The organism is Aeromonas intestinalis (assembly GCF_054052485.1).
Genome location: NZ_JBSTYK010000005.1, coordinates 204,402 through 227,835 on the forward strand (window position 1 = coordinate 204,402; position 23,434 = coordinate 227,835).

Genomic DNA, 23,434 nt, shown 5'->3' on the forward strand with positions numbered 1-23,434 from the left:
AATTTACAACACAATAAGTTGATCGGGATCACAAAATTCCCTAGCATCAAATTGTGACCAAGGTCACATACAACAACGATTAACAGAGCGATGAGGTAAAACTATGTTCGAGAATCTGGCAGTGCTGTTCCACCTCAAGGGTGCATCCAGCAAGAAAGGCGTCGACGAGAAAGTGACCTATGCACCGGCGACCCGCAACTACTACTTCCGCTATGGCGCCTGAGTGGGCCAGCCGAAAGGCAATAAGTAGTAAAATTACAAAATATACAACAATCCACACTGCAGCTATCCCCACGGGAAGCTGTCCTGCCCGGGCCAGATATTCCACGGCCAAACCTGAACTCCAACCATGAAGATGGGGCCCACAGGCCCCATTTTTTTATTGCTCGTCTTGCTGACCGTCCGGTGCGGATGCCGGAGGCCGTGGCTCGGCCGCCGGCATCACATCGCCTTTCCCAGCGGCACCGCCTCCACCGCAGCCAGGGGGAAGTGGCAGGCCACCTGATGAGCCAGCCCGTCGCACACCGTCAGTGCGGGCGAGGCGCTGCGGCACAGATCCGTGGCATAGGGGCAGCGCTGGTGGAAGTGGCAGCCGCTCGGCGGTGAAATGGGGGATGGCACGTCGCCGGTCAGCAGGATCCGCTGATTGCGGCGACGGGGATCCGGCACCGGAATGGCCGAGATGAGCGCCTGGGTATAGGGGTGACGCGGGCTCAGGTAAAGCTGCTGAGCATCCGCCAATTCGACAATCCGCCCCAGATACATGACGGCGATCCGGTCCGAGATGTGTTTGACCACCGACAAGTCGTGGGCGATGAAGATGATGGCGAGGTTCATCTCCTGCTGCAGGGTGAGCAGCAGATTGACTATCTGGGACTGCACCGACACATCGAGCGCCGACACCGCCTCGTCACACACCAGCAGCTTGGGCTTGAGGGCGATGGCCCGGGCGATGCCGATACGCTGGCGCTGGCCGCCGGAAAACTCGTGGGGATAGCGATCCGCCGCACTGCGCGGCAAGCCGACCTTGTCCAGCAGCTCCAAGACCCACTCCCGCCGCTGTGTCGTCGTGCCCTTGCCGTGGATAATGAAGGGCTCCTCCAGGATCTGCCCCACCGTATGGCGGCCATTGAGGGATTCTGCAGGATCCTGAAACACGATCTGCATCTCCTGACGCAGGGAACGCATCTCTTTTGGCGACAGCTGGGTGATGTCCCGCCCCTCGAAGGTGATCTGCCCCGCGGTGGGCTCGAACAGCTTGAGCAGGGAGCGCCCCAGGGTGGACTTGCCACAGCCGGACTCCCCCACCAGTCCCAGGGTCTCCCCCTGTTTCAACTCGAAGCTGATGCCATCTACCGCATAGACGGTGTAGTGTTTGCGCAAAAAACCGCCACCCATCTTGAAGTGCTGCTTCAAGTCCCTGACCGACAACAAGATGCTCATGGCTGTTGCTCCTTGTTATCGAGGGGAAGAGGCGGCATCAGATCCCCCCTCTCCCTCGTGCTGAAGTGCTGCTTCAAGTCCCGCATCGACCACAAGATGCTCATACGCTCAACTCCTTCCAGTGATGGCAGGACACTGTGTGCCGCTCTCCCAGGGATTCCGCCACCGGATTGGTGCCCACGCAGATCTCGGTGGCGTGGGGGCAGCGGTTGGAGAAACGGCACCCCGCCGGCATCTCGTGCAGGGCAGGCACCTGGCCCTTGATGGTCTTGAGCAGGCTCTTTGGCACATCTTCGAGGCGCGGGATCGAGGCCATCAGACCATGAGTATAGGGATGACGCGGCCGGTCAAACAGCTCGTAGATATCGGCCCGCTCCACCGCCCGACCCGCATACATCACCACCACTTCGTCGCACAGCTCCGCCACCACCCCGAGGTCGTGGGTGATGAAGATGATGGCCATGCCGGTCTGGGCTTGCAGCTCCTTCATCAGATCCAGGATCTGGGCCTGAATGGTCACATCCAGCGCCGTGGTCGGCTCGTCGCAGATGAGCAGGGCCGGCTCGCACGCCAGCGCCATGGCGATCATCACCCGCTGGCGCATGCCGCCGGAGAGGTTGTGGGGATAGACCCCGAAGCGCCGCTCCGGCTCCGGGATCCCCACCTTGTGCAGCATGGCGATGGCGGCCGCCTTGCGGTCGTGCTTGCTGTACTCCGGCCGGTGCAGGCTGAACACCTCCATCAACTGATCCCCCACGGTCTGCACCGGGTTCAGGGCCGTCATCGGCTCCTGGAAGATCATGGAGATGCGGTTGCCCCGCACCCGGTACATCTGATCCGGCGGCAGTGACAGCAGTTCCTCCCCCTGGAATCGGATGGAACCCGCGACGACCTGACCATGGGGCTTGGGCAACAGCCCCATGATGGCGAGGGACGTGACGCTCTTGCCGCAACCGGACTCGCCGACGATGCCGAGGGTCTGCCCCGGCGCCACGGCGAAGCTCACCCCGTCCAGCACCTTGATCTTGCCGTCATCGACGGCGAACTCCACCTCGAGATCCCGGACCTCGAGGATGGGGGCCTCCCGCTTGGCCATGGCCGCCCCTCCCTTGTCTATGGGCTCAATCCTGGACTCAATGGTGCGCATAGGTCTTGTCGAGCAGATTGATGGGGGCCAGCGTCTCGCCCGCGTCCTTGGCTTTTAGGGTCTCGGCCTTCACCTTGGGATCGATCCAGAGCAGACCGCCGCTGCTGTGGGGGTAGCCATCCATGGGCCAGTAGAGCTGATCCGGGGTGTTCTTGGTGGCAGGCACCTCGGGCAGCATCACATAGCGCCAGCTGCTGGCCCGCACATAGTTGAGCTGTACACCGGGCACGAAGATGGCGAGATCATAGATGCGCTGCTGGATCTGGCGGGAGAGATCGGCCCGCTTGGCGGTGTCGAACTCCACGTCGTAAGCATCGATCAGGGTGTCGAGCTGCTTGTCTGCCACGTTGAACAGGTTGTTGGTCTGTGGCTTGTTGGCGTTATCCGAGTGGAACGACTCCCAATATTGCGGATAGAGACCGCCACCGCCCCAGCCAAGCCAGGCCGCCTCGTGTTTCTTCTCCAGCATCACCTTGAAACCGGTGGCGCCATCCACCAGGTTGAGCTCCAGATCCAGGCCCGCCTTCTTGGCCTCTTCCCTGAGCACGGTCAGCCGCTTGGTATGCTCCTGGGTGGTGTAGGTGACCGCCAGAGTGAGGCGCTCGCCCTTGTCGTTTTGCAAGATGCCGTCCGGCCCCGGCTTGGTGTAGCCACCCTTGGCGAAGAATTCCCGCGCCTTGGCCACGTCATAGGCCCGCTCGGCCAGCTGCATGTCGGTAAAGTCGCCGAAGCCCGAGCCGAAGGTGGTGGCGCGGTCATAGTCGCCGCGCAGCACGGTGGCGATCATCTTGTCGAGGTTCATGGCGTGCTGGATGCCGAGGCGCACATTGATATCCGCCAACCTGGGATTGGCGATGTTGAGGTGAACCCCTTGCCCGCCCTGCTTGGTGTCGGTCACGGCCATCACCTTCTGCACGTAACCCTGCTTGTACTCCGGCGTCACCGCCTTCTCGTGCCACCAGTTCGGCAGCAGCATCTCGAAGGTGTCTATCTCCCCTTTCAGGAAGTGGCGAAACGCGATGTTGTGGTCGCGGATCACCTGTACCTTGATGGTGTCGATGTTGAACCTGTGCTGGTTGTAGCGATCCTGCTGGGCCCACCAGTCTGGCTGCTTGCTGAAGGTGATGGACTTGCCCTTCTTCACCTCGGTCATGACATAGGGACCCGTCGTGGGCACCACGGACCAGTTGTACTGCTTCACCCAGTTGGGGGTCAGCTTGTAGTAATGCTTGGGCTGGGGCCAGAGCTCCGTGGTGTTGAGCAAGTCCAGCTTGGCCTTGCGATTGCCCGACTTGACCAGGATGGTGTGGTCGTCAATCTTCTCCACCGCCACGATCTCGGTGGTGTAGTAGTTGTTGTACCAGGGTGCCCGGATCTCCTTGGAACGCATCATCTCGTAGCCGAAGGTGTAGTCATCCGCGGTGACCGGCTTGCCGTCAGACCACTTGGCGCGTGGATCCAGTTTGAAATAGACGGTCTGGTTGTCCGGCGCGATGGCCCACTGGGTCGCCAGCGACGGGATGGGATTGCCGGTATTGGGGTGGAAGCTGATGAGCCTCAGCTGGTTGTCCTGAATGAAGGAGCGAAACGCACCGTTGGAGTCGGGCCCCACGGTGCGAAACGTCAACGGGAAGCTGTCGATGAACATGGTCAGAGAGCCGCCTGGCAGCGCCTTGGGGGAGGCAAACACCGGGTCCGTGTCATTGGTTTCCCACTTGAGATCCGCGGGCAGGCTGGCGGCCCAGACCCAGGATCCATTCACCAGCAGGAAAAGTGCACCTATCCATTTTATTTTATTCTGCATATCTGACTTCCTGGTCATGACCCCTGCTGCGGGGGCTTCTTGATTAAGGGTTAAATCATGTAATTTCACACACAACCGATATCTTGCACCACACCATCACTGGTAGCGGGTGAACTTGCGCGGATCGAACGCCTCCCGGATGGCCTCGCCGATGAAGGAGACCATGATGAGCACCAGGCTCACCGCCGCCACCACCGAGCTCACGATCCAGATGGCATCCAGGTTGTTGATACCCTGGGAGAGCAGTTCCCCCCAGCTCGGGGTGGGTGGCGCCAGGCCGAAACCCAGGTAATCCAGCGCCGTCAGGGTGGAGATATTGCCCACCACGGCGAAGGGGGCCAGGGTGACGATCATCATCAGGGTATTGGGCAGTATGTGGTTGAAGATGATGCGCCCCGTGCTGGCCCCCTGGGCCCGCGCCGCCATCACATAGTCCCGCGCCCGCTCCTTGTAGGTGAGGGTGCGCATGTACCAGGTGATCCCCATCCAGCCAAACAGCACGTTGATGCCGACGAACAAGCCGAAGTTCGGCTTGGCCAGCGACACCAGGATCATGATGACGTAGAGGAAGGGCACCTGGGACCAGATCTCGATGAAGCGCTGCAGCACCAGATCAAAACGCCCGCCGAGAAAGCCCATCATGCAGCCGATGCTGACCCCGATGACGTAACTCGCCACCAGGGTGATGAAGGCAAAACCGATGGCGATGCGAAAGCCGTATACCAGACGCGCCAGCACGTCGCGGCCGCTGGTGTCGGTGCCGAGGAAGTGGCGCTCGGCCAGGCTCGGCGCATAGGGTGGATAGGCGTCCTGCTTGAAGTCCTGCTCATAGGGGTTCCAGGGCACCAGCGGCAGCAGCACCCAATCCCCTTTTCCCGCCTCTGCGAAGCGGGCCTGCAACTGGCGGTAATTGGTCTCGTATTCGTAATCCAGCCCGAACTGCTGGCCGGAGATAACGTTTCCATAAGTCGGGAAGTAGAGCTCCCCCTGATAGCTCACCACCAGGGCCCGGCTGTTGACCAGGAGTTCCGCCAGAAGGGAGATGACAACCAGCACGGAGAAGATGATAAAGGAGTAGTAACCCCGCTTTATCGACTTGAAACGCTTGAGTTTTTTCAGTGTGACCGGATTGAGGTTCAGGTTCAGGTTCATGGTCAGTCTCCAAACCGCACGCGAGGATCGACCAGCGCCACGCAGATGTCGGAGACGATATTCCCCACCAGCATCAGCATGGAGGTGATCGCCAGGATCCCCATGACGGTGGGGTAATCCCGCTCGACGATGGCCTCATAGCCAAGCAGGCCGATGCCGTCGATGTTGAAGATGGTCTCGATGAGGAAGGAGCCCCCGAAGAAGACGGTGAGCACGGCCCCCAGGTGGCTGGCGATGGGGATCAGGCTGTTGCGCATGGCATGGCCGGTGACCGCCTTGCGAAACGGCAGCCCCTTGGCCACGGCGGTGCGCACGTAATCCGCCGACAGGTTTTCCATCAGGCTGTTCTTCATGGTCATGGTGAGGATGGCAAAATCGCCGATGGCATAGGCGATGAGAGGCAGCAGAGCGTGGGCGAAGACGGTACGGATCTGGTCCCAGCTGCTCTCCATGTACTCGAAATCGTCCCCCGGGAAGCCCCCCATGGGCAGCCACTCCAGGTGGAAGGCGAAGACGGTGATGAGGAAGATCCCCACCACGTAGGCGGGCAGCGCATAGGCCATGTAGATGAGCATGGAGCTCAAGGAGTCGAAGCGGCTGTTATGCCTGAGCGCCTTGGCCACCCCGAGCGGGATGGAGACCGCATAGCTCAGCAGGAAGGTCGCCAGTCCGAAGAAGGCGGTGACCGGCAAGCGATCCTTGATGAGATCCCACACCGGCTCGTAGTAACGGGTCGACTCCCCCAGATCCAGTACCGCGAGTTTTTGCAGCCACTCCCAGTAAGCGATCAGCATGGGTTTGTCCAGGCCGTAGAACGCCTTGAGTTCCTCGATCTGCTCGTCAGAGAGGGCCTGGGCTCCCTTGCTGCCACTGGAGCGCCCGCTTTCATTCTGCGATACCTGCGCCTGCATCAGCATGCGTTCGACCGGACCGCCCGGCACGAAGCGGGTGATGGTGAAGACGAGCAGGGTGATCCCGAGAAACGTCGGGATGATCAAAAGCATCCGACGTAAGAAATACGACAGCATGGTGGGTTAAACCTCATCCTTGTTGTTCTTGTATGGCCATTCAAATCCGATGAACAGCCTGTCCTTCCTGGCATTACTCACTGAATTGCCTGTCATTGGCAGACAATACCGCTCGGTCACTGTAAAAGCTCTGCAACAAAAATCAAGTAAAACGAGGCACATGAAACAGGAGGGGGCGGTGCAGTAGAAAAAACCGGAATTTTTTTTTCGAAAACCCAACTTCAAGATAAAAAACTGCTACGCCATCATATTTAAATTGTTTTTAATTAATAAAATTTAATTAAACAAAACCCAAGAGCAGCACCAAAACCAATATTTAACAACAACTTGTGATAAATCAGCGGCGATATTGATTTTACCTATAGAAGAAGAGGGATTTTTCGATGGGCAGGACGAGGCTCCGAGCGAGAACATGAACAAAGACAGATTTAAATGCTACCAAAGTAGATGTTGACGATATATCACTCATCGGGACATGTGCATTATCGATAAGTTCAAAAATAATCAATAAAATCGAAACGGGTACATTTAACATCGTTTTCACATCGCTGAACGCAAGATGAACAGTATAAAATCCCGAAAAAAACACCAATATAAAAAATAGTTATCTAATTCCCACCTGCCTCCCCATTCACCCCGCCTCATTTGACGTTAAACCTCAAACCTTGATAAGCCTTACGCACTGCTCCAACGAGGGCGGTACAGGAAGCAAACAAAAAACAATCAGGAAGGATACTAGCGATGCTTAGGAAAAGCAGACTCTCTGCTGCCGTAGCGTTTGCCTTGGCGAGCGCGGCAGTTGTGGCCACCCCTGTCCTGGCCGAAGAGGGCCAGAACGTAGAAAAACTGCAAAAAATCAAGGTCACAGGCTCCCGGATCTCCCGGGTCGACGTGGAAGGTTCCACCCCTGTCGTCTCCGTCAGCAAGGCCAAGATTGAAGAATCCGGCCAACAGACCGTCGCCGACTACCTCAAGCAAGCCTCTTACAACTCCTTCGGGGGGGTCTCCCCCGCCTCCGGCAGCTCCTTCCAGTCCCAGGCCACCGTCGGCCTGCGCGGCCTGGGGTCTGAGCGCACCCTGGTTCTGCTGAATGGCAAGCGGGTCGCGGGTTCCCCCACCATGGGCGGCACCTCCATCAACCTGAACACCATCCCCATGGCCGCCGTCGAGCGGGTTGAAGTCAACCTGGACGGCGGCTCCGCCATCTACGGTTCCGATGCCATCGGCGGTGTCATCAACGTGGTACTCAAGGAAGGCTATGAAGGCCTGACCTTCCAGGGTCGCTTGGGCTCCCCGAGCGAAGACGGGGGTGACGAAGCGAGCGGCTCCATCGTCGCCGGCGTCAATGGTGAGAAGGGCTCCCTGATGGCGGTCTACGAGCATGACAAGAAAGACGTCATCTACGCCCGTGATCGCGATTATCTCTCCAAGCAGGGCAACGAAGCCCCCAGCGCCTATGGCCGCAACGTGGAAGGGGTGACCGGCCTGGATGCCAATGGCGATCCGGTCTGGAAATATGGCCCCCTGGCGGGCGCCACCAACGCGGATGGCAGCTGTAAAGAGCCCTTCATCGGCTTCGAAGACGGCTGTAACTACAACTACGGCAAGATTGCCGCCACCACGGCCTCCCGCAGCCGCGACACCCTGTACGTGAACGGCCGTTATCACATCAATGACAACGTGGACTTCGTGCCCCAGATCATCGGCTCCCGGGTCGAGAGTTTCGGTCGCTTCGCCCCCGCTGCCGGGGCCTTCACCATCGATCCGGCCAACCCGAACAATGCCAGCTTCTTCACCGACAACGGCCTGGATGCTGCCGCCACCCAGGGCCTGGGTGAAGCCGCCTACGCCTACTACCGCTTCAGCAACGTCGGTCCCCGTGACAACCTGGTCACCGACCTGACCGGCAGTCTGAACCTCGGTTTCGAAGGCACCATCGCCACCGAATCCGTGGGTGACATGCAGTGGAACGCCGGTTACATGTACTCCAAGACCGACAACAAGGAGAACGGTACCGGTTACGTGCTGGCCTCCGCCGCCCAGCAGGCAATCGCCGATGGCAAGTTCGTGGGTGGCGAGTTCAGCGCCGACAGCACCAAGGCCATGGCCGCCGACACCAGCCGCCGCTCCACCATGGACTTCTACCAGTGGTACGCAGGGGTGCAGTGGGACATGGGTGAACTGCCCGCCGGTCCGGTCAGCTGGTACGCCGGCGCCGAGTACAACGACTGGGTCTACACCGACAAGTACGATGCCCAGTCCGAAGCCGGCAACATCATCGGCTCCTCCGGCAACTCCTCCGGCGGTGTGCGCGACGTGACCGCCGCCTACATCGAGACCTTGGTGCCCATCACCGAGCAGATCGAGCTGAACGTGGCCGGTCGTTTCGATGACTACAGCGACTTTGGCAGCGCCTTCTCACCCAAGGCGAGCCTGCGCTACCAGCCGCTGGACAATCTGATGCTGCGCACCTCCTGGTCCCGCTCCTTCCGTGCCCCCAGCCTGAGCGATCTCTACGCGGCGGACTCCTACTCGGCCGACTGGGCCAAGGACTATGTCTACTGCGAGGCCAATGGCATCTCGGCAGCCAACTGCCCGAACCGTCAGTACGACACCACCCGCACCTCCAACGAGCAGCTGAAGGAAGAGACCGCGGATACCTGGAACTTCGGGGTGGCTTACAGCCCGCTCGATGACCTGAACCTCTCCCTGGACTACTACACCATCAGCATCGATGACGTGATCCAGCTGAACTCCCTGCAGTCCGTCATCTATGACGAACTGAACACCGGCAGCTCCAGCAACGTCACCCGTAACAGCCAGGGCCGGATCAACGGCGCCATCGCCTCCATGGTCAACCTGGGTACCCTGGATACCTCGGGCCTCGATCTGAAGGTCGACTACAAGTACGACCTGAACTACGCCACCGTCCGTTATGACCTCGGCGGTACCTACATCCTGGAGTACAAGGAAGGTCTGTACGCCGGCGGCCCGGTCATCGACAAGATTGGCCAGAACGGTCTGCCCCAGTTCCGCTTCAGCACCGGTGTCGGCGTCAACGTTCCCCAATGGTGGAACATGGATACCTACCTGAGCGCGAACTACATCGACTCCCAGAGCCAGGACTACATCGCCGATACCGGTCAGGAAGTCGGTCACATCGCGTCCCAGACCACCTGGAACCTGAACGTCGGCGTGGAAGCACCGTGGGATGGCAAGATCCAGGTCGGGGTGAAGAACATGTTCAACGCGGGCCCGTCCCTCGAGAGCGATGGCTTCACCTATGACGAAGAGCTCTACAGCATCGACGGTCGCATCTACTACATCGACTACGCCCAGAAGTTCTAATCCACCAAGCAAGAGACAAGCCGGCCCCCCCTGGGGTCGGCTTTGCCCAACATTCCAAGGAAGTAATGGAGATAGGGTAATCCTATGAAAACAAGGACTATTACAATGAAGAAAGCGCTCCTCGGCAGCCTGGTTTCCGCTGCCTTGCTGACCAGCTTCAATCTGAGTGCCGCCTCTGCCAACCAGGCCGTGGACACTCAAGCCGCCACCGACAATGCATCCAAAGTTTCCCAACAGAAGATCGACAACTACGCCGAGTCTGCCGAAACGGCTCTGGCGCAGTACAAGGCCGCCCTGCGTCAGGTCGACAGCCTGCGTACCTACAACGAGCAGGTCGGCAAGATGGTCGAGTCCCAGAGCAGCGAGCTGGCCTCCATGCAGCGCCAGATAGACCAGATCGATCAGACCAGCACCGAAGTGGTGCCCCTGATGCTCAAGATGATCGACTCCCTCGATCAGTTCGTCTCCCTGGATCTGCCGTTCCAGAAGGTGGAGCGCGAGGACCGCGTGGCCGCCCTGACCGATCTCATGAACCGGGCCGACGTCACCATCTCCGAGAAGTACCGCAAGATCCTCGAGGCCTACCAGATCGAGGAGGGCTTCAGCCGCACCATCGAATCCTACAAGGCGAGCCTGGACAAGGATGGCAGCGAGAAGACCTATGAGTTCCTGCGGGTCGGGCGCATCGCCCTGCTCTACCAGTCCCCGGATGGTAACGAGACCGGCATGTGGAACAAGAAGACCCGCCAATGGGAAGAGTTGCCCCAGGAGTATCGCAGTGCAGTAGAACAGGGCTTGCGTATTGCCAAGAAACAGGCGCCACCCGCCCTCATCAAGCTGCCGGTTCAAACTGCGGAGAAAGCATCATGAAAGGAATCAAACTGGCCATTGCCTCCCTGATTGCGGGAGCCACCCTGATCACCCTGCCGGTGACCGCCGCCGAGAAACCGGTGGATCTGAACGCCCTGCTGAACCAGGTCAAAGCCGCCAGCACCAGCGAATCCCAGCTCAACAAGGAGCGGGAAGCCCGCTTCCTGGCTGACAAGAACGAGCAAGGGGCCCTGCTGGCCAAAGCCAAGGCCGAGCTCGCCGCCGAGACCGCCAAGGGCGAGCAGCTCAAAGCGACCTTCGACGCCAACGACAAGCAGTTGACCGAGCTGACCGAAACCCTGCGCCAGCGTTCCGGCAACATGGGAGAGATGTTCGGCGTACTGCGTCAGTTCGCCGGCGAGTTCAAGGGGATCTTCAACGCCTCCGCCCGCCGGGTCGAGCATCCGGAGCAGGCGGCGCTGCTGACTCGCCTTGCCGAGAGTAAAGAGCTGCCCTCCAGCGACGATCTGACCGCCTTCTGGACCGTCACCCTTGGCCGCATGGTCGATGGTGGCAAGGTAAGCCAGATCCCGGCCACCGTGGTCTACGGCGAGGGCAACCAGGCCGAGAAGACGGTCACCCAGATCGGCGAGTTCAACACCGTCTCCGATGGCAAGTACCTGACCTTCGTGCCGGAAACCGGCAAGTTCGAACAGCTGCCCCGTCAGCCGGACAGCAGCGTGCTGGAGCCGGTCGCCAAGTTTGAGCAGGGCGGCGGCGCCGTCGAGCCCATCTTCGTCGATCCGTCCCGCGGCGTGATCCTCTCCCTGCTGGTGCAGTCTCCGACCCTGAAGGAGCGCATCGATCAAGGGGGTGAAGTGGGCTACGTCATCATGGTGCTCGGCGTGCTCGGTACCCTGCTGGCCCTGTTCTGCGGTGCCCGTCTGTCGCTGATCGGCGGCTCCATGCGCAAGCAGCTCAAATCCGAGCAGATCATCAAGGGCAACCCCATCGGCGAGATGCTGGAGGCTTACCAGGGCCATCGCGGTGACAACATCGAGGATCTGGAATCCAAGCTCGACGAGATCATCCTGCGCAACGTGCCCAAGTTCGAGAAGGGCATCAGCATCATCAAGCTGATCGCCTCCGTAGCCCCGCTGCTGGGTCTGCTGGGTACCGTGGTCGGCATGATCGCCACCTTCCAGGCCATCACCCTGTTCGGTACCGGCGATCCCAAGCTGATGGCAGGCGGCATCTCCGAGGCCCTGGTCACCACCATGCAAGGTCTGGTGGTCGCGGTGCCCATGCTGTTCCTCTACACCATTGTGCAGACCCAGAGCCGCCGTCTCATCCAGGTGCTGGAAGAGCAGAGCGCAGGCTTTGTGGCCCGCTACCAGGAGAGTCTGTACGCCGCCAAGGCTGCAGCCTAAGGAGTCACCATGTGGTTCTGGTTGATTGAAGAAGTCGAGTCGGTCCGCCGGTTTCTGGGATTGGGGGGCGACGTACTGGTCGCCCTGTTCATCCTGACCCTGATGATGTGGGCACTGCTGCTGGAGCGCTGGTTCTACTTCATGACCGTCTATCCCAAGCAGGTGAAGCAGACCAAGGCAACCTGGCTGGCCCGCAGCGACCACCTCTCCTGGTCGGCCAAGCAGATCCGGCGCGAGCTGGTCTCCCGGGTCGCCATGGCGGTGGACAAGGGGATGCCGATCATCAAGGTGCTGATCGCCCTCTGTCCGCTGATGGGGCTGCTGGGAACCGTGGTGGGCATGGTGCAGGTGTTCGACACCCTGGCCATCACCGGCACCGGTTCCCCCAGGGCGATGGCCTCGGGCATCTCCAAGGCGACGGTTCCGACCATGGCAGGCATGATTGCCGCCCTTTCCGGCCTGTTTTTTGTCAATCAGCTCGATCATAAAGCCAGGCTGGCGGTCGAGAAGCTGGAAGACAACCTGAAACACGGTTAATGCAGGATGCACTGGCCAGGCGTACGCCGCCCGGCCATCAGTTAAGCAAGGAGTTTTTGCTATGAGAAAACGTCACAGCGACAGCGGTGCTGATGAGGCGGCCATCGATTTGACCCCCATGCTGGACATCGTGTTCATCATGCTGATCTTCTTCATCGTCACCACCTCGTTCGTCAAGGAGTCCGGGGTGGAGATCAACCGTCCGAGCGCCAGCACGGCGGAGACGGTGAAGAAGGGGAACATCATGGTTGCGGTTCGCGAGAATGGTCAGGTCTGGGTCGACAAGCGGGTCGTCGAAGTGGGTGCCGTGCGTGCCAACATCGAGCGTCTGCGAGCCGAGAACCCGGAGAGTGCCGTGGTGATCCAGGCCGATACCGAATCCCGTTCCGGTCTGGTGGTCCAGGTCATGGATCAGATCCGCATGGCCGGTGTCCAGAACATCTCCATCGCGGCAAGCAAGAGCAGCTGACGCCGGAGCGAGCACCATGAGATACCTGATATCGATAGCGGTCTCCTGCGTGGTGGTGTTCTTCCTGTTTCTGGGAATGAACAAGCTCATCACGCCGGATCACCGGGAGCTGACGGAGCGTGAAGACGTCACCATGACGGACTTCATCCGCCTCAAGCCCCAGGAGACTCTGCAAGAGAAACAACGGGAACTGCCCAAGCCCCCGCCCCCGAACCGGCCCCCTCCCCCTCCTGAGATGGAAGTGGCCAGCACGGACCGGCCGCAGATGGAGAGTTCCCCCATGGACATGCCCAAACTCGACATCCCGGTCAACATCGGCGGCGGCAACGCCCTCGGTGCCTACAGCACGGGTGGCGGCGGCGGTGGCATCGGTGGCAACAACGGCGCCATTCCCATGGCGACCTTCGAGCCCATGATGCCCCGCAAGGCGGCCCTGGCGGGGTTGGCGAGCGGCAAGGTGCTGGTGGAATTCACCGTCACCGAGCGCGGCACCGTCAGCAACGTGCGGATCGTCAAGGAAGAGCCACGCAGCTATGACCTCGGCAAGGAGGCCCGCAAGACCATCGCCAAATGGACGTTCAAACCGGCCATGGTCGATGGCAAGCCGCAGGCTTCCCGTATGCAGCAAGAGATCGAGTTCGCGGTCAACTAAGGAAGGTGGCGATGAAAAAGTTACATACCCTGATCCTCGCCCCGGTCGCCATGGCGGTGCTGCTCAGCACCGCCAGTTGGGCCGCCGAGCAACCCGCCCTCTCCGATCGCGCCTATCGCGCGGTCAACAAGGCGCAGGAATTGATCACCGAGAAGAAATACGGCGAGGCCAATGCCAAGCTGCAGGATGCGCTGTCCGGCGCAGGCGAGCGGGTCTACGACAAGGGCGTGATCCTGCAGACCCTGGGCTTCGTGGCCGCGCAGCAGGAAAAATACGGCCAGGCGACCAAGTACTTCGCCGATGCCATCGCCACCGGCGGCCTGCCGCAGCCGGTGGCCCAGCAGGTGCGTTACAACCTGGCCCAGCTCTACATGGCGGAGGGAAACTTCAAGGCCTCCATCAGCACCATGAACCAGTGGTTCGCGAGCCTTGGCAAGGACGAGAAGCCCACCCCCCACGCCTACATCACCCTGGCCAACGCCCATGTGCAGCTCAAGCAGTACCGGGAAGCCATACCGGCGGTGGATCAGGCCATCAAGCTGTCGGGGGGCAAGGCGCCCGAGTCCTGGTATCTGCTCAAGATGGCGGCGCACTATGAGCTGAAACAGTACAAACCGGCCACCGAGGTGCTGACCGCCCTCATCGACCGATATCCGGAGAAGAAGAAGTACTGGACCCAGCTCTCCGCCATGCACATGCAGGCGGGCAACGACGCCAAGGCACTGGCGGCGCTGGAGGGGGCTTATAACCTCGGCATGCTGACCGAAGCCAACGAGTTGCAGCGCCTCGCCAACTACCTGGCCTTTACCGGCATTCCCCATCGCGCCGCCAGGGTGATGGAGAAGGCCATGAAGGACGGGATCATCGAGGGCAGTGCGGCCAACTACAAGACGCTGGCCAACTACTGGCATCAGGCCAAGGAGCTGGATCCGGCCATCGATACCCTGGCCAAGTCCTACAAACTGGCCCCCAATGCCGAACTGCAGTTGAAGATGGCGCGCATGATGATCCAGAGCAAACGCTACCAGGATCTGGTGGCCTTCGCCGCCAAGCCGGCGGCCAATGCCAACGGGGAACAGCGGGCGGATCTGAAGTTCCTGACCGGGGTGGCTTATTTTGAGCAGCAGAAACCAAAGGAGGCGCTCTCCGCCTTCAGTCAGGCGGCTCAAAACGGCAGTGTCAGCGGCCGCGCCTCTCCCTGGATCAACTTCCTGAAGGAACAACAAGGGGGCGCCGTCACCCAGTGACATGCCAGGCGAAGCATTGGCTTCGCCATGCCTCCACGACACAAGGGGCTCAGCCCCACCAGTTGCCTTGGTGGCACATTGGCCGCTCTTCGGAGCGGTCTTTTTTATGGCCGTTTATCACGCTGACTCCCCATAAAAAAATCCGGAGCCAGGCTCCGGATTTTTCGTATCGATGAGGCATCGGAAAGATGCCGCTTCATCACATCAGTAGTTGCACACCAGCTTCCAGCTGCCGTCACCGGCCTTGGGTTCGCTGCTGGTCCACCAGTTGGCCTGCCAGACCGCCTTGCCATTGGTCACGCGATCGTTGGCATTGGCGTGATCCCCCTGCGGCCAGCTCGGATAGGCCGGATAGCTCGCCGGGTTGACGTTCTGGCTGCTGCAGGTCGTGCCGCCGCTGCCGCCATCACCGCCGCCCGTGCCCACCACGGCCTCGGCCAGCGCCGGGAAGTCAGCCTTGAGACCTATGGTCTGGCTGCCGACAATCAGGCGCACGCCGCTGGGCACACCCGCCGCCGGCAGGTAGTAGGTCATGGCCACTTCGACGTCGGAACCCGGTGCCCAGGCCTTCCAGGTCGGCAGCGTCATGGCCACCTTGTGGAAGTCCTTCTCGCCCGCGATGCCATCGGAGTTCTGGTTGCCACCGCTCTCCACCACCTTCAGCCCCATGCCACTCTGATCCGTGATGGTGTCAGAGGTGGAGGTGGGTACCAGGAACTCGATACGCGTGCCACCCGGTATGGTCTGGGTCGACTTGTTCGTCAGTTTGAGGGTGGGGTTGATCGGGTAGTTGGAATCTCCTTCCTTGAAACCGGAGAGGCTGACGCCGATGTCGAGCTGGGCTGCCGGGGCAGGCAGATCGTTCTGCTTCAGGTTGGGCGGTGTGGCCGCCTTGAACTTGTCATAGGCGAGGCTGGTCAGGGTGCTGCCCATCACATACTCGTTCTTGGCCGGATCGAAGTCATAGTCCCCCGCCATCTCCCAGAACATGACGCCCCCCAGACCCCGCTTGACGATGTAGTCCAGCTTCTTGCCCATGGACTCTTCATCTTCGGTGGAGAGGAACACCTTCTTCTGCTCGTTCCACAGCCAGGGTACCTGCGCCTTGTCGTCGAAGTAGCGCACATACTGGCCCTGGATCACGTCGGCAGGATCATTGGGATCCAGACCCCAGGCGGTACCATAGCTCGGCAGCGTGGTGATGCCGAGACTGGCCGCATGCTCCAGGTTCTTGGCGTGCCACATGGGCACGGCACCGGCGCCGATCTCTTTGCCGTTCTTGTCCAGATCATGCCAGATGTTGTCGATCCCGACTGCACCGTTGCCGCAGGGAATGGTGCTGCCACCGGTGCCCGGCTGACAGTTGCTCTGACTCGGCAGGGCCGCCTTGCCATTGAGACCATGAGTCCCGCCGGTCACCCCTTGCCAACCACGGGTGTAATAAGGCACCCCGATGTTGATCTTGCCGGCCGCCAGGGCGCCACGGAAGTAGTGGGCCGCCCAGGCGGAGTTCAGGTAGCCGATGGCGCCGTACTGGGCCTGGCTGTAGACACCCCATTGAGCCAGCTCGGGATCCGCCTTGTTGTCGAACAGGGCGGCGTTGTGAGCCACGAAGTTGTTCCAGGCACCGTGGAAGTCATAGGTCATCAGGTTGACGTAATCGAGGTACTGGGTGACCTGGAAGTTCTCCATGCCGCGCAACAGGTAGGCCGAGGCCGGCGAGGCGATGGTCAACATGTACTTGCGGCCATCTTCGGTACCGGCGTTGTCCAGCCGGGTACGCAGCGTCTTCATCAACACTTCGTAGTTGGCAAACAGCTTGGCCCGGCACTGGTTGGAGAGGGGGAAGTCGTTGGGGTTGCCCGCATCCTTCATGGAGGTGGGGTATTCATAGTCCACATCCACCCCGTCGAAACCGTACTGACGGATGAAACTCACCGCAGAATCGGCGAAGGCGTTGATGCCGGCGGTGTTGACCGTGCAATCACCCTTGGTGGTGGCGGTGTAGAAGCCGCGGGTATCGGCCCAGCCCCCGACCGAGATCAGGGTCTTCACGTCCGGATACTGCTTCTTGTACTTGGAGAGCAGGTTGAAGTGGCCCTGATAGGCGAACTCGGGATCCATCTCGGCACCCGGCACCCCGTTCCAGGTCATCTTGGTGGCGGCGTCATCCACCTTGATGGTGTGATTTTGCTCGTCCACCGCCGCGAAGGCGTAGTTGATGTGGGTGATCTTGTCCCAGGGAATGTCGTTCACCAGGTAGGCGGGCAGGCCGTTCTTGCCGGTACGCCAGGAGGTGAAATAACCGATGACCCGGCGAGCATGGTCATCCCCCATGCACTCGCTGCCATCGGCGCGGTAGATCTGGCGCACATCGCAGGAGAGATTGCCGCCGGTGGGCGGCAGTGCCGCCTCTTCCACCTGCACATCCACCTGGGCGGACTCGCCCACCAGATTACCCTTGTCGGTGGCGACCAGCTTGAGGCCGGTCAGCCCCTTGGCCTGGGGTGTCCAGTTCACCTGCCAGGGCGCGCTGGTATCCTCGCCCACCTTCTGGCCGTTCACGAACAGTTCGACCTTGGCCACGTCGTTGTTGGCATCGGTGACGTTGCCACTCACCGCCGTGCTGCGGCCCAGCGTCACCTTGGCACCGGCAGCCGGGCTCGCGATGCTCACCTTCGGCGCCTCGGGCGCCACCACGGCGGCGACGTTGAAGCTGACATCCGCCTCGCCGAGCACCTTGCCATCCTTGTCCAGCGCCCGGGATTTCAGTTGATGGGCACCGACACCGCTGGCGGTCCAGCTCGCCGACCAGGGAGCCGCGCTGCTCACCGCCACCTGGGTGCCATCGATCAGATATTCGACCTTGACCAGGGCGCTGCTGTTGCCGCCAAGGGTCACCGCCAGGGAGACCGGGGCACCTTCGTTGAACGCGCTACCCGCGGCGGGCGAGCCAATGGCCAGCGTCAGACCCGGCGTCGTGCTGCCGTCGGTGAACGGCTTCCAGGCATCCGCCCAGACGGTGCCCACACCGGGGGCATAGTGGTAGGACGAAGCGCCGCACCAGCCGGAGTAGGGGAATTCCTTGCATTCATAGAGATTGCCGACATTGCTGACGATATCGCCAGCCTTGTAGGCGGTACCGGCCTGATAGGCGGGATAGGCGGCCTGCGCCCAGCCGGGCATGGTCGCAAGGGCAACCAGCATGGCGAGCCTGCTGGGCCTGAGGGTCTGTTGCATCTTGTTATCTTCCTTGTTGGTCTTGGCTTTTAATGACCGGGCAAAGGGCAACAGCAACAGGCGAAAAGGGGTCGACAACAGGCCATGGACGGGCCACATACCCTCATGTCACCCGGGGGAGCCCCGCTATCTGTCATCGCTGGCAGACCGGAGGCTTTGCGTCCCGACATCACTGTCGGTTTGCTCTTTACCTGGGTTCCGTGAGGAACAGCCCGAGTATAGGAAGCAAGTGACAAACACTCAATCTTCATTCTCGATGAGAAATATGTAAACGCTGGCGAGCTCACACTATTTCATCCGTGATGAGATGACATCTTTATCATTATTTTCATAACGTTAGCTGTGTCAAAAAAATTGAAACAGCCTCTTTTGCTTCCCCATTCTGTGCGCTGGTTCACTGGTATGAGCAGCCAGAAGTGTGACAATGCGCGCCCTTGGTTCAGGCACCAAGGCTATGGAATCACTGGCAAAAATAAAAAAGGAAACACAATGAAAGGTACCCCTACCCTGCTGTCACTGGCCGTGGGGCTCGCGCTCGCGTCCCCGACACTCCAGGCCGCCGGCTTCAGTTGCCCGGCCGACAGTGCCCTCACCCCCATCCCCGCCATCCAGGGCAGTGGCGACAAGAGCCCCCTCATCCCGGACGGCCAGTTTGAAAGCAACCAGAGCGTCTCGGTGAAAGCCGTGGTCAGCGCCCTCGGCGAAAGTCTGAACAAGGGCTTCTACCTGCAAGACGTGCAAGGGGATGGAGATCCCCAGACTTCGGACGGCATCTTCGTCTACCTCAACGACAAGAACTTCGCGACCAAGTACCCGGGCATCAAGCCGGGGGCCGAAGTCTGTCTGGAGGCCAAGGTCGAAGAGTATTACAACCATACCCAGCTCAAGCCCGTCTTCGACGGTAGCACTCCCCGCCTGCAGGTGCTGGCTCAGGGCGCAGTCCCCGCCGCCACGGCGCTGCGGGTGCTGGAGGGGGAAACCCTGGCCAGGGCGCTGGAGCGCCACGAAGGGATGCGGGTGCGCCTCGATGCGGGCAGCGAGCTCAAAATCAGCCGCAACTTCAGCTACGACTATGCCGCCCGTCGCAACAACCTGGTGCTCTCCCACCTGGCGCCGCTGATGAAACCGACCCAGCTGCATGTGGCGGGTAGCGACCAGGCCAAGGCATTGGCCGAGGCCAATGGGGGCAACCGGGTGTTCCTCGAATCGGACTTCAAGGCCGCCGATGGCAAGCTGCCCTGGCTGCCCGCCTGGGAGCCGGAACAGGGCTACCTGCGGGTCGGCGATGCCCCGGTCAACCTGGAGGCCCTGGTCGGCTACAGCTACAACGAATACCGGCTGATCGTGCCCAAGGATCAGGTCATCACGGTCGGGGATCTGCTGCGCACCGACGAGAACGATCGCCAGCGCGCCCCTGCCCGCACCGCCGGTACGGATCTGCGGGTCGGCAGCTTCAACGTGCTCAACTACTTCACCAGCCACTCCAGCGTGGGCGGTGCCCTCAACGTGCTGTGCAAGGATCAGGCGGATGCGGACAGCGCCAAGGGTTGCAACCGCGGCGCCAAGAACCTGGAAGACTTCCAGCAGCAGCGCACCAAGATAGTCAACGCCATCACCGAAATGGACGCAGATCTGCTCGGCCTGATGGAGATGGAGAACAACGGCTTCGACGAGCACTCCGCCATCAGCGACCTGGTCAAGAGCCTCAACGCCCAGCAGAAAGACGCGAGCAATCACTACGCCTTCGTCAGCCTGCCCAAGGTCCAGCTCGGTCAGGATCGCTACTTCGGCGGTGACGCCATCATGGTGGCCATGCTCTATCGCCCGGCCAAGCTGACCCCGAGCGGGGATGCCGGCGTGATCCCGCTGCCGGAGCAGCGTTACACCGTCGGTGGCTTGACCAAAACCGCCGGTCAGCGCGACTCCCTGGTACAGAGCTTCACCGTGGCGGGCAGCAAGGATCCCCTGACCCTGGTGGTCAACCATCTGAAATCCAAGGGATCGGGCTGCTACGAGAACGGGGATGGCAAGACCGAGCCTGCCGACCTGCAAGGCAAATGCACCGAGTTCCGGGTCAGTGCTGCCAAGGTGCTGGGCGAGGCGGTGAGCAAGCTGCCGGGCCAGGTGCTGCTGGTGGGAGACTTCAACTCCTACGCCAAGGAAGACCCGATCCGGGTGCTGACCGACTATGCGCCGGCCAGCAGCGATCGCAAGATCCGCTCCGCCTCCCACACCTTCCTCGGTGAGCAGGCGTACGAGCAGATAGGCCAGGAGGTGGCCAAGAGCTACGGCCTGGTGGACTTGAACGTCAAGTTCAACCAGGAGAAAGCGATCTCCTACAGCTATGAGGCGGAGCTCGGCACCCTGGACTACGCCCTCGCCAACCCGGCCCTGGCCAAGAAGGTGGTGGCCGTCGCCGACTGGCACATCAACTCCTACGAGAGCAACCTGTTCGAATACGGCCGTGGCTTCACCGGCGACATGGTCAAGTCCGACAACCCGTTCAGCGCCTCGGATCACGATCCCATCATCGTCGATCTCAAGCTGCAGGAGCCGAGCAAGGACGGCGGTGGTGGTGCCATGGGCGCCCTGCTACTGGCCCTGTTGCCCCTGGCCTGGCGCCGCCGACACAGCTCATGATGTACGCTGCGTAACGAAAAAAGCCCGCGACAGTCGCGGGCTTTCTCATGTGGGTCATTTGATTTGTAAATGAAGAGACGGCAATCATGAAAATAATAAATGACTGAGAAAACAAAAAGGCCACCGCGATAACGGTGGCCTTGAGTGTTTGGTGGAGCTACGCGGGATCGAACCGCGGACCTCTTGCATGCCATGCAAGCGCTCTCCCAGCTGAGCTATAACCCCGAAACTTCGTCACTCGACAAACGGTTCTGGACGCCGTCTGCCTCTTCAATAATGGTGGAGCTACGCGGGATCGAACCGCGGACCTCTTGCATGCCATGCAAGCGCTCTCCCAGCTGAGCTATAACCCCACAAAGGTCGGCCTGGGTGATACACACCGCACTGCCCTGGGTACTGCATTGTCAATTTGGAACCTGGTGGAGCTACGCGGGATCGAACCGCGGACCTCTTGCATGCCATGCAAGCGCTCTCCCAGCTGAGCTATAACCCCTTGGATTCCAGATTGTTCGAGGAGAATTTGGTGGAGCTACGCGGGATCGAACCGCGGACCTCTTGCATGCCATGCAAGCGCTCTCCCAGCTGAGCTATAACCCCAACTCACCTCGGCGCTACCAAAGTTATCTCTGGCAACGGAGGCGCATGATAGGCATCACCCGCTTTGCTGTCAACCCTAAAATACCACCGGCCGGAGCGTTTAGTCAAAATTCAGTCAGTTCGCTGTTTTTACCGCCAACCTCATCGCTATCTCTCTGTTTTACGTCATAAATCCACGATAGACCCAAACAAGAAGGGCCCCCGTTCGGGAGCCCTTTTACGTCATTCATTGCGGCCTGTTCATCCGCCTTGAAAGCCAGACTGGCTACGAGATCACTCGGCAGCCATGCGCGCTTCGATATACGCCAAGGCGCGATCGATACGGGCCAGGACACGCTCCTTGCCCACCAGCGCCATCACGGCGTCGGCAATGACAGGGGGATTGGCCCAGACCGGTATTACTCGGCAGCCATGCGCGCTTCGATATACGCAAGCGCCCGATCGATACGGGCCAGGACACGCTCCTTGCCCACCAGCGCCATCACGGCGTCGATAGCCGGGGATTGACCCAGACCGGTGACGGCAACGCGCAGCGGCATGCCGACCTTGCCCATACCCTGCCCCAGTTCGGCGGCGGTGGCTTCGATCAGTTCGTGCAGCGCTTCGGTGGTCCAGGTTGCCAGGGCGGCCAGCTTGCTCTTGGCCAGGGTCAGCGGCTCGGCCGCCACACCGCGCAGGTGCTTCTTGGCGGCGGCTTCATCGAGTGCTTCGTACTCCTCGAACAGGTAGCGGCTCTGGGCGGCCACTTCCACCAGGGTGTTGCAGCGCTCCGCCAGCAGGGTCACTACTTGTGGCAAGGAAGGGCCATTGCGGGTGTCGATGTTCTGGGCGGCCATGTGCCACTCCAGATACTTGGCGACATGGACCGGATCCTGGGTACGCATGTAGTGGTTGTTCAGCCACAGCAGCTTGTCGGTGTTGAAGGCAGAAGCCGACTTGGAGATGGCGTCCAGGCTGAACAGCTTGATCATCTCGTCCAGGCTGAAGATCTCCTGATCGCCGTGGGACCAGCCCAGACGTACCAGATAGTTCAGCAGGGCTTCCGGCAGGTAGCCGTCGTCACGGTACTGCATGACGGAGACGGCGCCGTGGCGCTTGGAGAGCTTGGCACCGTCGTCACCCAGGATCATGGAGACGTGGGCGAATTCCGGCACGGGCGCGTTCAGGGCCTTGTAGATGTTGATCTGGCGCGGGGTGTTGTTGATGTGGTCTTCGCCACGCACCACGTGGGTGATCTCCATGTCCCAGTCGTCCACCACCACGCAGAAGTTGTAGGTGGGAGCGCCGTCGGTACGGCGGATGATGAGATCGTCGAGCTCGGTGTTGGCAAACTCGATGCGGCCACGGACGTGGTCGTCAAACACCACTGAGCCTTCGGTCGGGTTGCGGAAGCGAATGACGTGGGGCGCATCGGCCGGATGATCGTGGGCGTGGTCACGGCACTTGCCGTCGTAGCGAGGTTTCTCGCCATTGGCCATCTGGCCTTCACGCAGGGCTTCCAGCCGCTCCTTGGAGCAGAAGCACTTGTAGGCACGACCGTCCGTCAGCATCTCGTCGATGAGACCGTTGTAGCGATCGAAACGCTTGGTTTGATAGTAGGGGCCCTCATCCCAGTTCAGCTCCAGCCATTCCATGCCTTCCATGATGGCGTCGATCGCCTCCTGGGTGGAACGTTCCAGATCGGTATCCTCGATACGCAGCACGAACTCACCGCCCTGGCTCTTTGCAAACAACCAGGAATAGAGTGCGGTACGGGCACCGCCGACATGCAAGAAGCCGGTCGGGCTGGGAGCAAAACGGGTTTTGACTTTCATCTTTAAGCCTTGTGTGGAGGGCCTTGGGCCAATTCATTAAAAAACCGCCGCATTTTAGCACCGAGAAACCCGGATG

The 23,434-nt window shown here is 60.6% G+C and carries 15 protein-coding genes, 4 tRNA genes and 1 riboswitch; of the genes, 8 read left to right on the forward strand and 11 right to left on the reverse strand.

Annotated features, from left to right (window positions below):
- Positions 1-441: 441 nt before the first annotated feature.
- The 5 genes from ACW5W7_RS08480 to ACW5W7_RS08500 all read right to left on the reverse strand — a co-directional run bounded on the left by ACW5W7_RS08480 (position 442) and on the right by ACW5W7_RS08500 (position 6,574).
- A complete protein-coding gene (locus ACW5W7_RS08480) occupies positions 442-1,443 on the reverse strand; it encodes an ABC transporter ATP-binding protein (protein ID WP_349919320.1) in 1,002 nt (333 codons plus the stop codon).
- 100 nt (positions 1,444-1,543) lie between these two features.
- Complete coding sequence (locus tag ACW5W7_RS08485) at positions 1,544-2,539, reverse strand: ABC transporter ATP-binding protein (protein ID WP_349919321.1); 996 nt, start codon at positions 2,537-2,539, stop codon at positions 1,544-1,546.
- Between the two features lie 37 nt (positions 2,540-2,576).
- Positions 2,577-4,394, reverse strand: a complete 1,818-nt coding sequence (locus ACW5W7_RS08490) for an extracellular solute-binding protein (RefSeq protein ID WP_456501422.1) — start codon at positions 4,392-4,394, stop codon at positions 2,577-2,579.
- A 96-nt stretch (positions 4,395-4,490) separates the two neighbouring features.
- Positions 4,491-5,534: an ABC transporter permease gene (locus ACW5W7_RS08495; RefSeq protein WP_456501465.1), complete on the reverse strand. Its 1,044-nt coding sequence runs from the start codon at positions 5,532-5,534 to the stop codon at positions 4,491-4,493.
- Between the two features lie 14 nt (positions 5,535-5,548).
- Positions 5,549-6,574, reverse strand: coding sequence for an ABC transporter permease subunit (locus ACW5W7_RS08500; RefSeq protein ID WP_456501423.1), 1,026 nt, complete (start codon positions 6,572-6,574; stop codon positions 5,549-5,551).
- 741 nt (positions 6,575-7,315) lie between these two features.
- Between ACW5W7_RS08500 and ACW5W7_RS08505 the strand changes: the two genes are divergently transcribed.
- From ACW5W7_RS08505 to ACW5W7_RS08535, 7 genes are all read left to right on the forward strand, one after another.
- The gene (locus ACW5W7_RS08505) at positions 7,316-9,922 is read left to right on the forward strand and encodes a TonB-dependent receptor plug domain-containing protein (protein ID WP_349919326.1); all 2,607 of its coding nucleotides are present in this window, start codon (positions 7,316-7,318) and stop codon (positions 9,920-9,922) included.
- A 105-nt stretch (positions 9,923-10,027) separates the two neighbouring features.
- Entirely contained in the window at positions 10,028-10,792 is a 765-nt protein-coding gene (locus tag ACW5W7_RS08510) for a DUF3450 domain-containing protein (RefSeq protein WP_349919328.1), read from the forward strand.
- Positions 10,789-12,162 (forward strand): MotA/TolQ/ExbB proton channel family protein, encoded by a 1,374-nt coding sequence (locus ACW5W7_RS08515; RefSeq protein ID WP_456501424.1) that lies wholly within the window; start codon positions 10,789-10,791, stop codon positions 12,160-12,162. Before ACW5W7_RS08510 ends, ACW5W7_RS08515 begins: the two co-directional genes overlap by 4 nt.
- A gap of 9 nt (positions 12,163-12,171) precedes the next feature.
- Positions 12,172-12,699 (forward strand): MotA/TolQ/ExbB proton channel family protein, encoded by a 528-nt coding sequence (locus tag ACW5W7_RS08520; protein WP_349919330.1) that lies wholly within the window; start codon positions 12,172-12,174, stop codon positions 12,697-12,699.
- Between the two features lie 61 nt (positions 12,700-12,760).
- On the forward strand, positions 12,761-13,168 hold the full coding sequence (locus ACW5W7_RS08525; protein ID WP_005327075.1) for an ExbD/TolR family protein: 408 nt from the start codon (positions 12,761-12,763) through the stop codon (positions 13,166-13,168).
- Positions 13,169-13,184: 16 nt separating this feature from the next.
- Positions 13,185-13,820 (forward strand): energy transducer TonB, encoded by a 636-nt coding sequence (locus ACW5W7_RS08530; RefSeq protein ID WP_349919333.1) that lies wholly within the window; start codon positions 13,185-13,187, stop codon positions 13,818-13,820.
- A gap of 11 nt (positions 13,821-13,831) precedes the next feature.
- Positions 13,832-15,067 carry a tetratricopeptide repeat protein gene (locus ACW5W7_RS08535; protein ID WP_434663914.1) on the forward strand — a complete coding sequence of 412 codons (1,236 nt, stop codon included), beginning with the start codon at positions 13,832-13,834 and terminating at the stop codon, positions 15,065-15,067.
- 204 nt (positions 15,068-15,271) lie between these two features.
- Here ACW5W7_RS08535 and ACW5W7_RS08540 read toward each other — a convergent pair whose 3' ends face one another.
- Complete coding sequence (locus ACW5W7_RS08540; RefSeq protein WP_456501466.1) at positions 15,272-18,274, reverse strand: glycosyl hydrolase family 18 protein; 3,003 nt, start codon at positions 18,272-18,274, stop codon at positions 15,272-15,274.
- A gap of 146 nt (positions 18,275-18,420) precedes the next feature.
- Positions 18,421-18,502, reverse strand: a riboswitch (cyclic di-GMP riboswitch).
- 294 nt (positions 18,503-18,796) lie between these two features.
- Here ACW5W7_RS08540 and ACW5W7_RS08545 point away from each other — a divergent pair.
- Positions 18,797-20,947 carry an ExeM/NucH family extracellular endonuclease gene (locus tag ACW5W7_RS08545; RefSeq protein ID WP_456501425.1) on the forward strand — a complete coding sequence of 717 codons (2,151 nt, stop codon included), beginning with the start codon at positions 18,797-18,799 and terminating at the stop codon, positions 20,945-20,947.
- 149 nt (positions 20,948-21,096) lie between these two features.
- On the opposite strand, the gene ACW5W7_RS08550 is transcribed toward ACW5W7_RS08545, so the two are convergent.
- The 5 genes from ACW5W7_RS08550 to gltX form a co-directional block, all read right to left on the reverse strand.
- A tRNA-Ala gene (locus ACW5W7_RS08550) sits at positions 21,097-21,172 on the reverse strand.
- Positions 21,173-21,224: 52 nt separating this feature from the next.
- Positions 21,225-21,300, reverse strand: a tRNA-Ala gene (locus ACW5W7_RS08555).
- A 64-nt stretch (positions 21,301-21,364) separates the two neighbouring features.
- Positions 21,365-21,440: transfer RNA gene (locus ACW5W7_RS08560), tRNA-Ala, on the reverse strand.
- A 28-nt stretch (positions 21,441-21,468) separates the two neighbouring features.
- Positions 21,469-21,544 (reverse strand) — tRNA-Ala (locus ACW5W7_RS08565).
- 398 nt (positions 21,545-21,942) lie between these two features.
- A complete protein-coding gene (gene gltX / locus ACW5W7_RS08570; protein ID WP_456501426.1) occupies positions 21,943-23,358 on the reverse strand; it encodes a glutamate--tRNA ligase in 1,416 nt (471 codons plus the stop codon).
- Positions 23,359-23,434 lie beyond the last annotated feature (76 nt).

Excerpts from the sequence above, each read along its gene's own strand:
- ACW5W7_RS08480 (WP_349919320.1), bottom strand. The coding sequence starts at position 1,443 with ATGAGCATCTTGTTGTCGGTCAGGGACTTGAAGCAGCACTTCAAGATG.
- ACW5W7_RS08485 (WP_349919321.1), bottom strand. The coding sequence starts at position 2,539 with ATGGCCAAGCGGGAGGCCCCCATCCTCGAGGTCCGGGATCTCGAGGTG.
- ACW5W7_RS08490 (WP_456501422.1), bottom strand. The coding sequence starts at position 4,394 with ATGCAGAATAAAATAAAATGGATAGGTGCACTTTTCCTGCTGGTGAAT.
- ACW5W7_RS08500 (WP_456501423.1), bottom strand. The coding sequence starts at position 6,574 with ATGCTGTCGTATTTCTTACGTCGGATGCTTTTGATCATCCCGACGTTT.
- ACW5W7_RS08505 (WP_349919326.1), top strand. The coding sequence starts at position 7,316 with ATGCTTAGGAAAAGCAGACTCTCTGCTGCCGTAGCGTTTGCCTTGGCG.
- ACW5W7_RS08510 (WP_349919328.1), top strand. The coding sequence starts at position 10,028 with ATGAAGAAAGCGCTCCTCGGCAGCCTGGTTTCCGCTGCCTTGCTGACC.
- ACW5W7_RS08515 (WP_456501424.1), top strand. The coding sequence starts at position 10,789 with ATGAAAGGAATCAAACTGGCCATTGCCTCCCTGATTGCGGGAGCCACC.
- ACW5W7_RS08520 (WP_349919330.1), top strand. The coding sequence starts at position 12,172 with ATGTGGTTCTGGTTGATTGAAGAAGTCGAGTCGGTCCGCCGGTTTCTG.
- ACW5W7_RS08525 (WP_005327075.1), top strand. The coding sequence starts at position 12,761 with ATGAGAAAACGTCACAGCGACAGCGGTGCTGATGAGGCGGCCATCGAT.
- ACW5W7_RS08530 (WP_349919333.1), top strand. The coding sequence starts at position 13,185 with ATGAGATACCTGATATCGATAGCGGTCTCCTGCGTGGTGGTGTTCTTC.
- ACW5W7_RS08535 (WP_434663914.1), top strand. The coding sequence starts at position 13,832 with ATGAAAAAGTTACATACCCTGATCCTCGCCCCGGTCGCCATGGCGGTG.
- ACW5W7_RS08540 (WP_456501466.1), bottom strand. The coding sequence starts at position 18,274 with ATGCTGGTTGCCCTTGCGACCATGCCCGGCTGGGCGCAGGCCGCCTAT.
- ACW5W7_RS08545 (WP_456501425.1), top strand. The coding sequence starts at position 18,797 with ATGAAAGGTACCCCTACCCTGCTGTCACTGGCCGTGGGGCTCGCGCTC.
- gltX (WP_456501426.1), bottom strand. The coding sequence starts at position 23,358 with ATGAAAGTCAAAACCCGTTTTGCTCCCAGCCCGACCGGCTTCTTGCAT.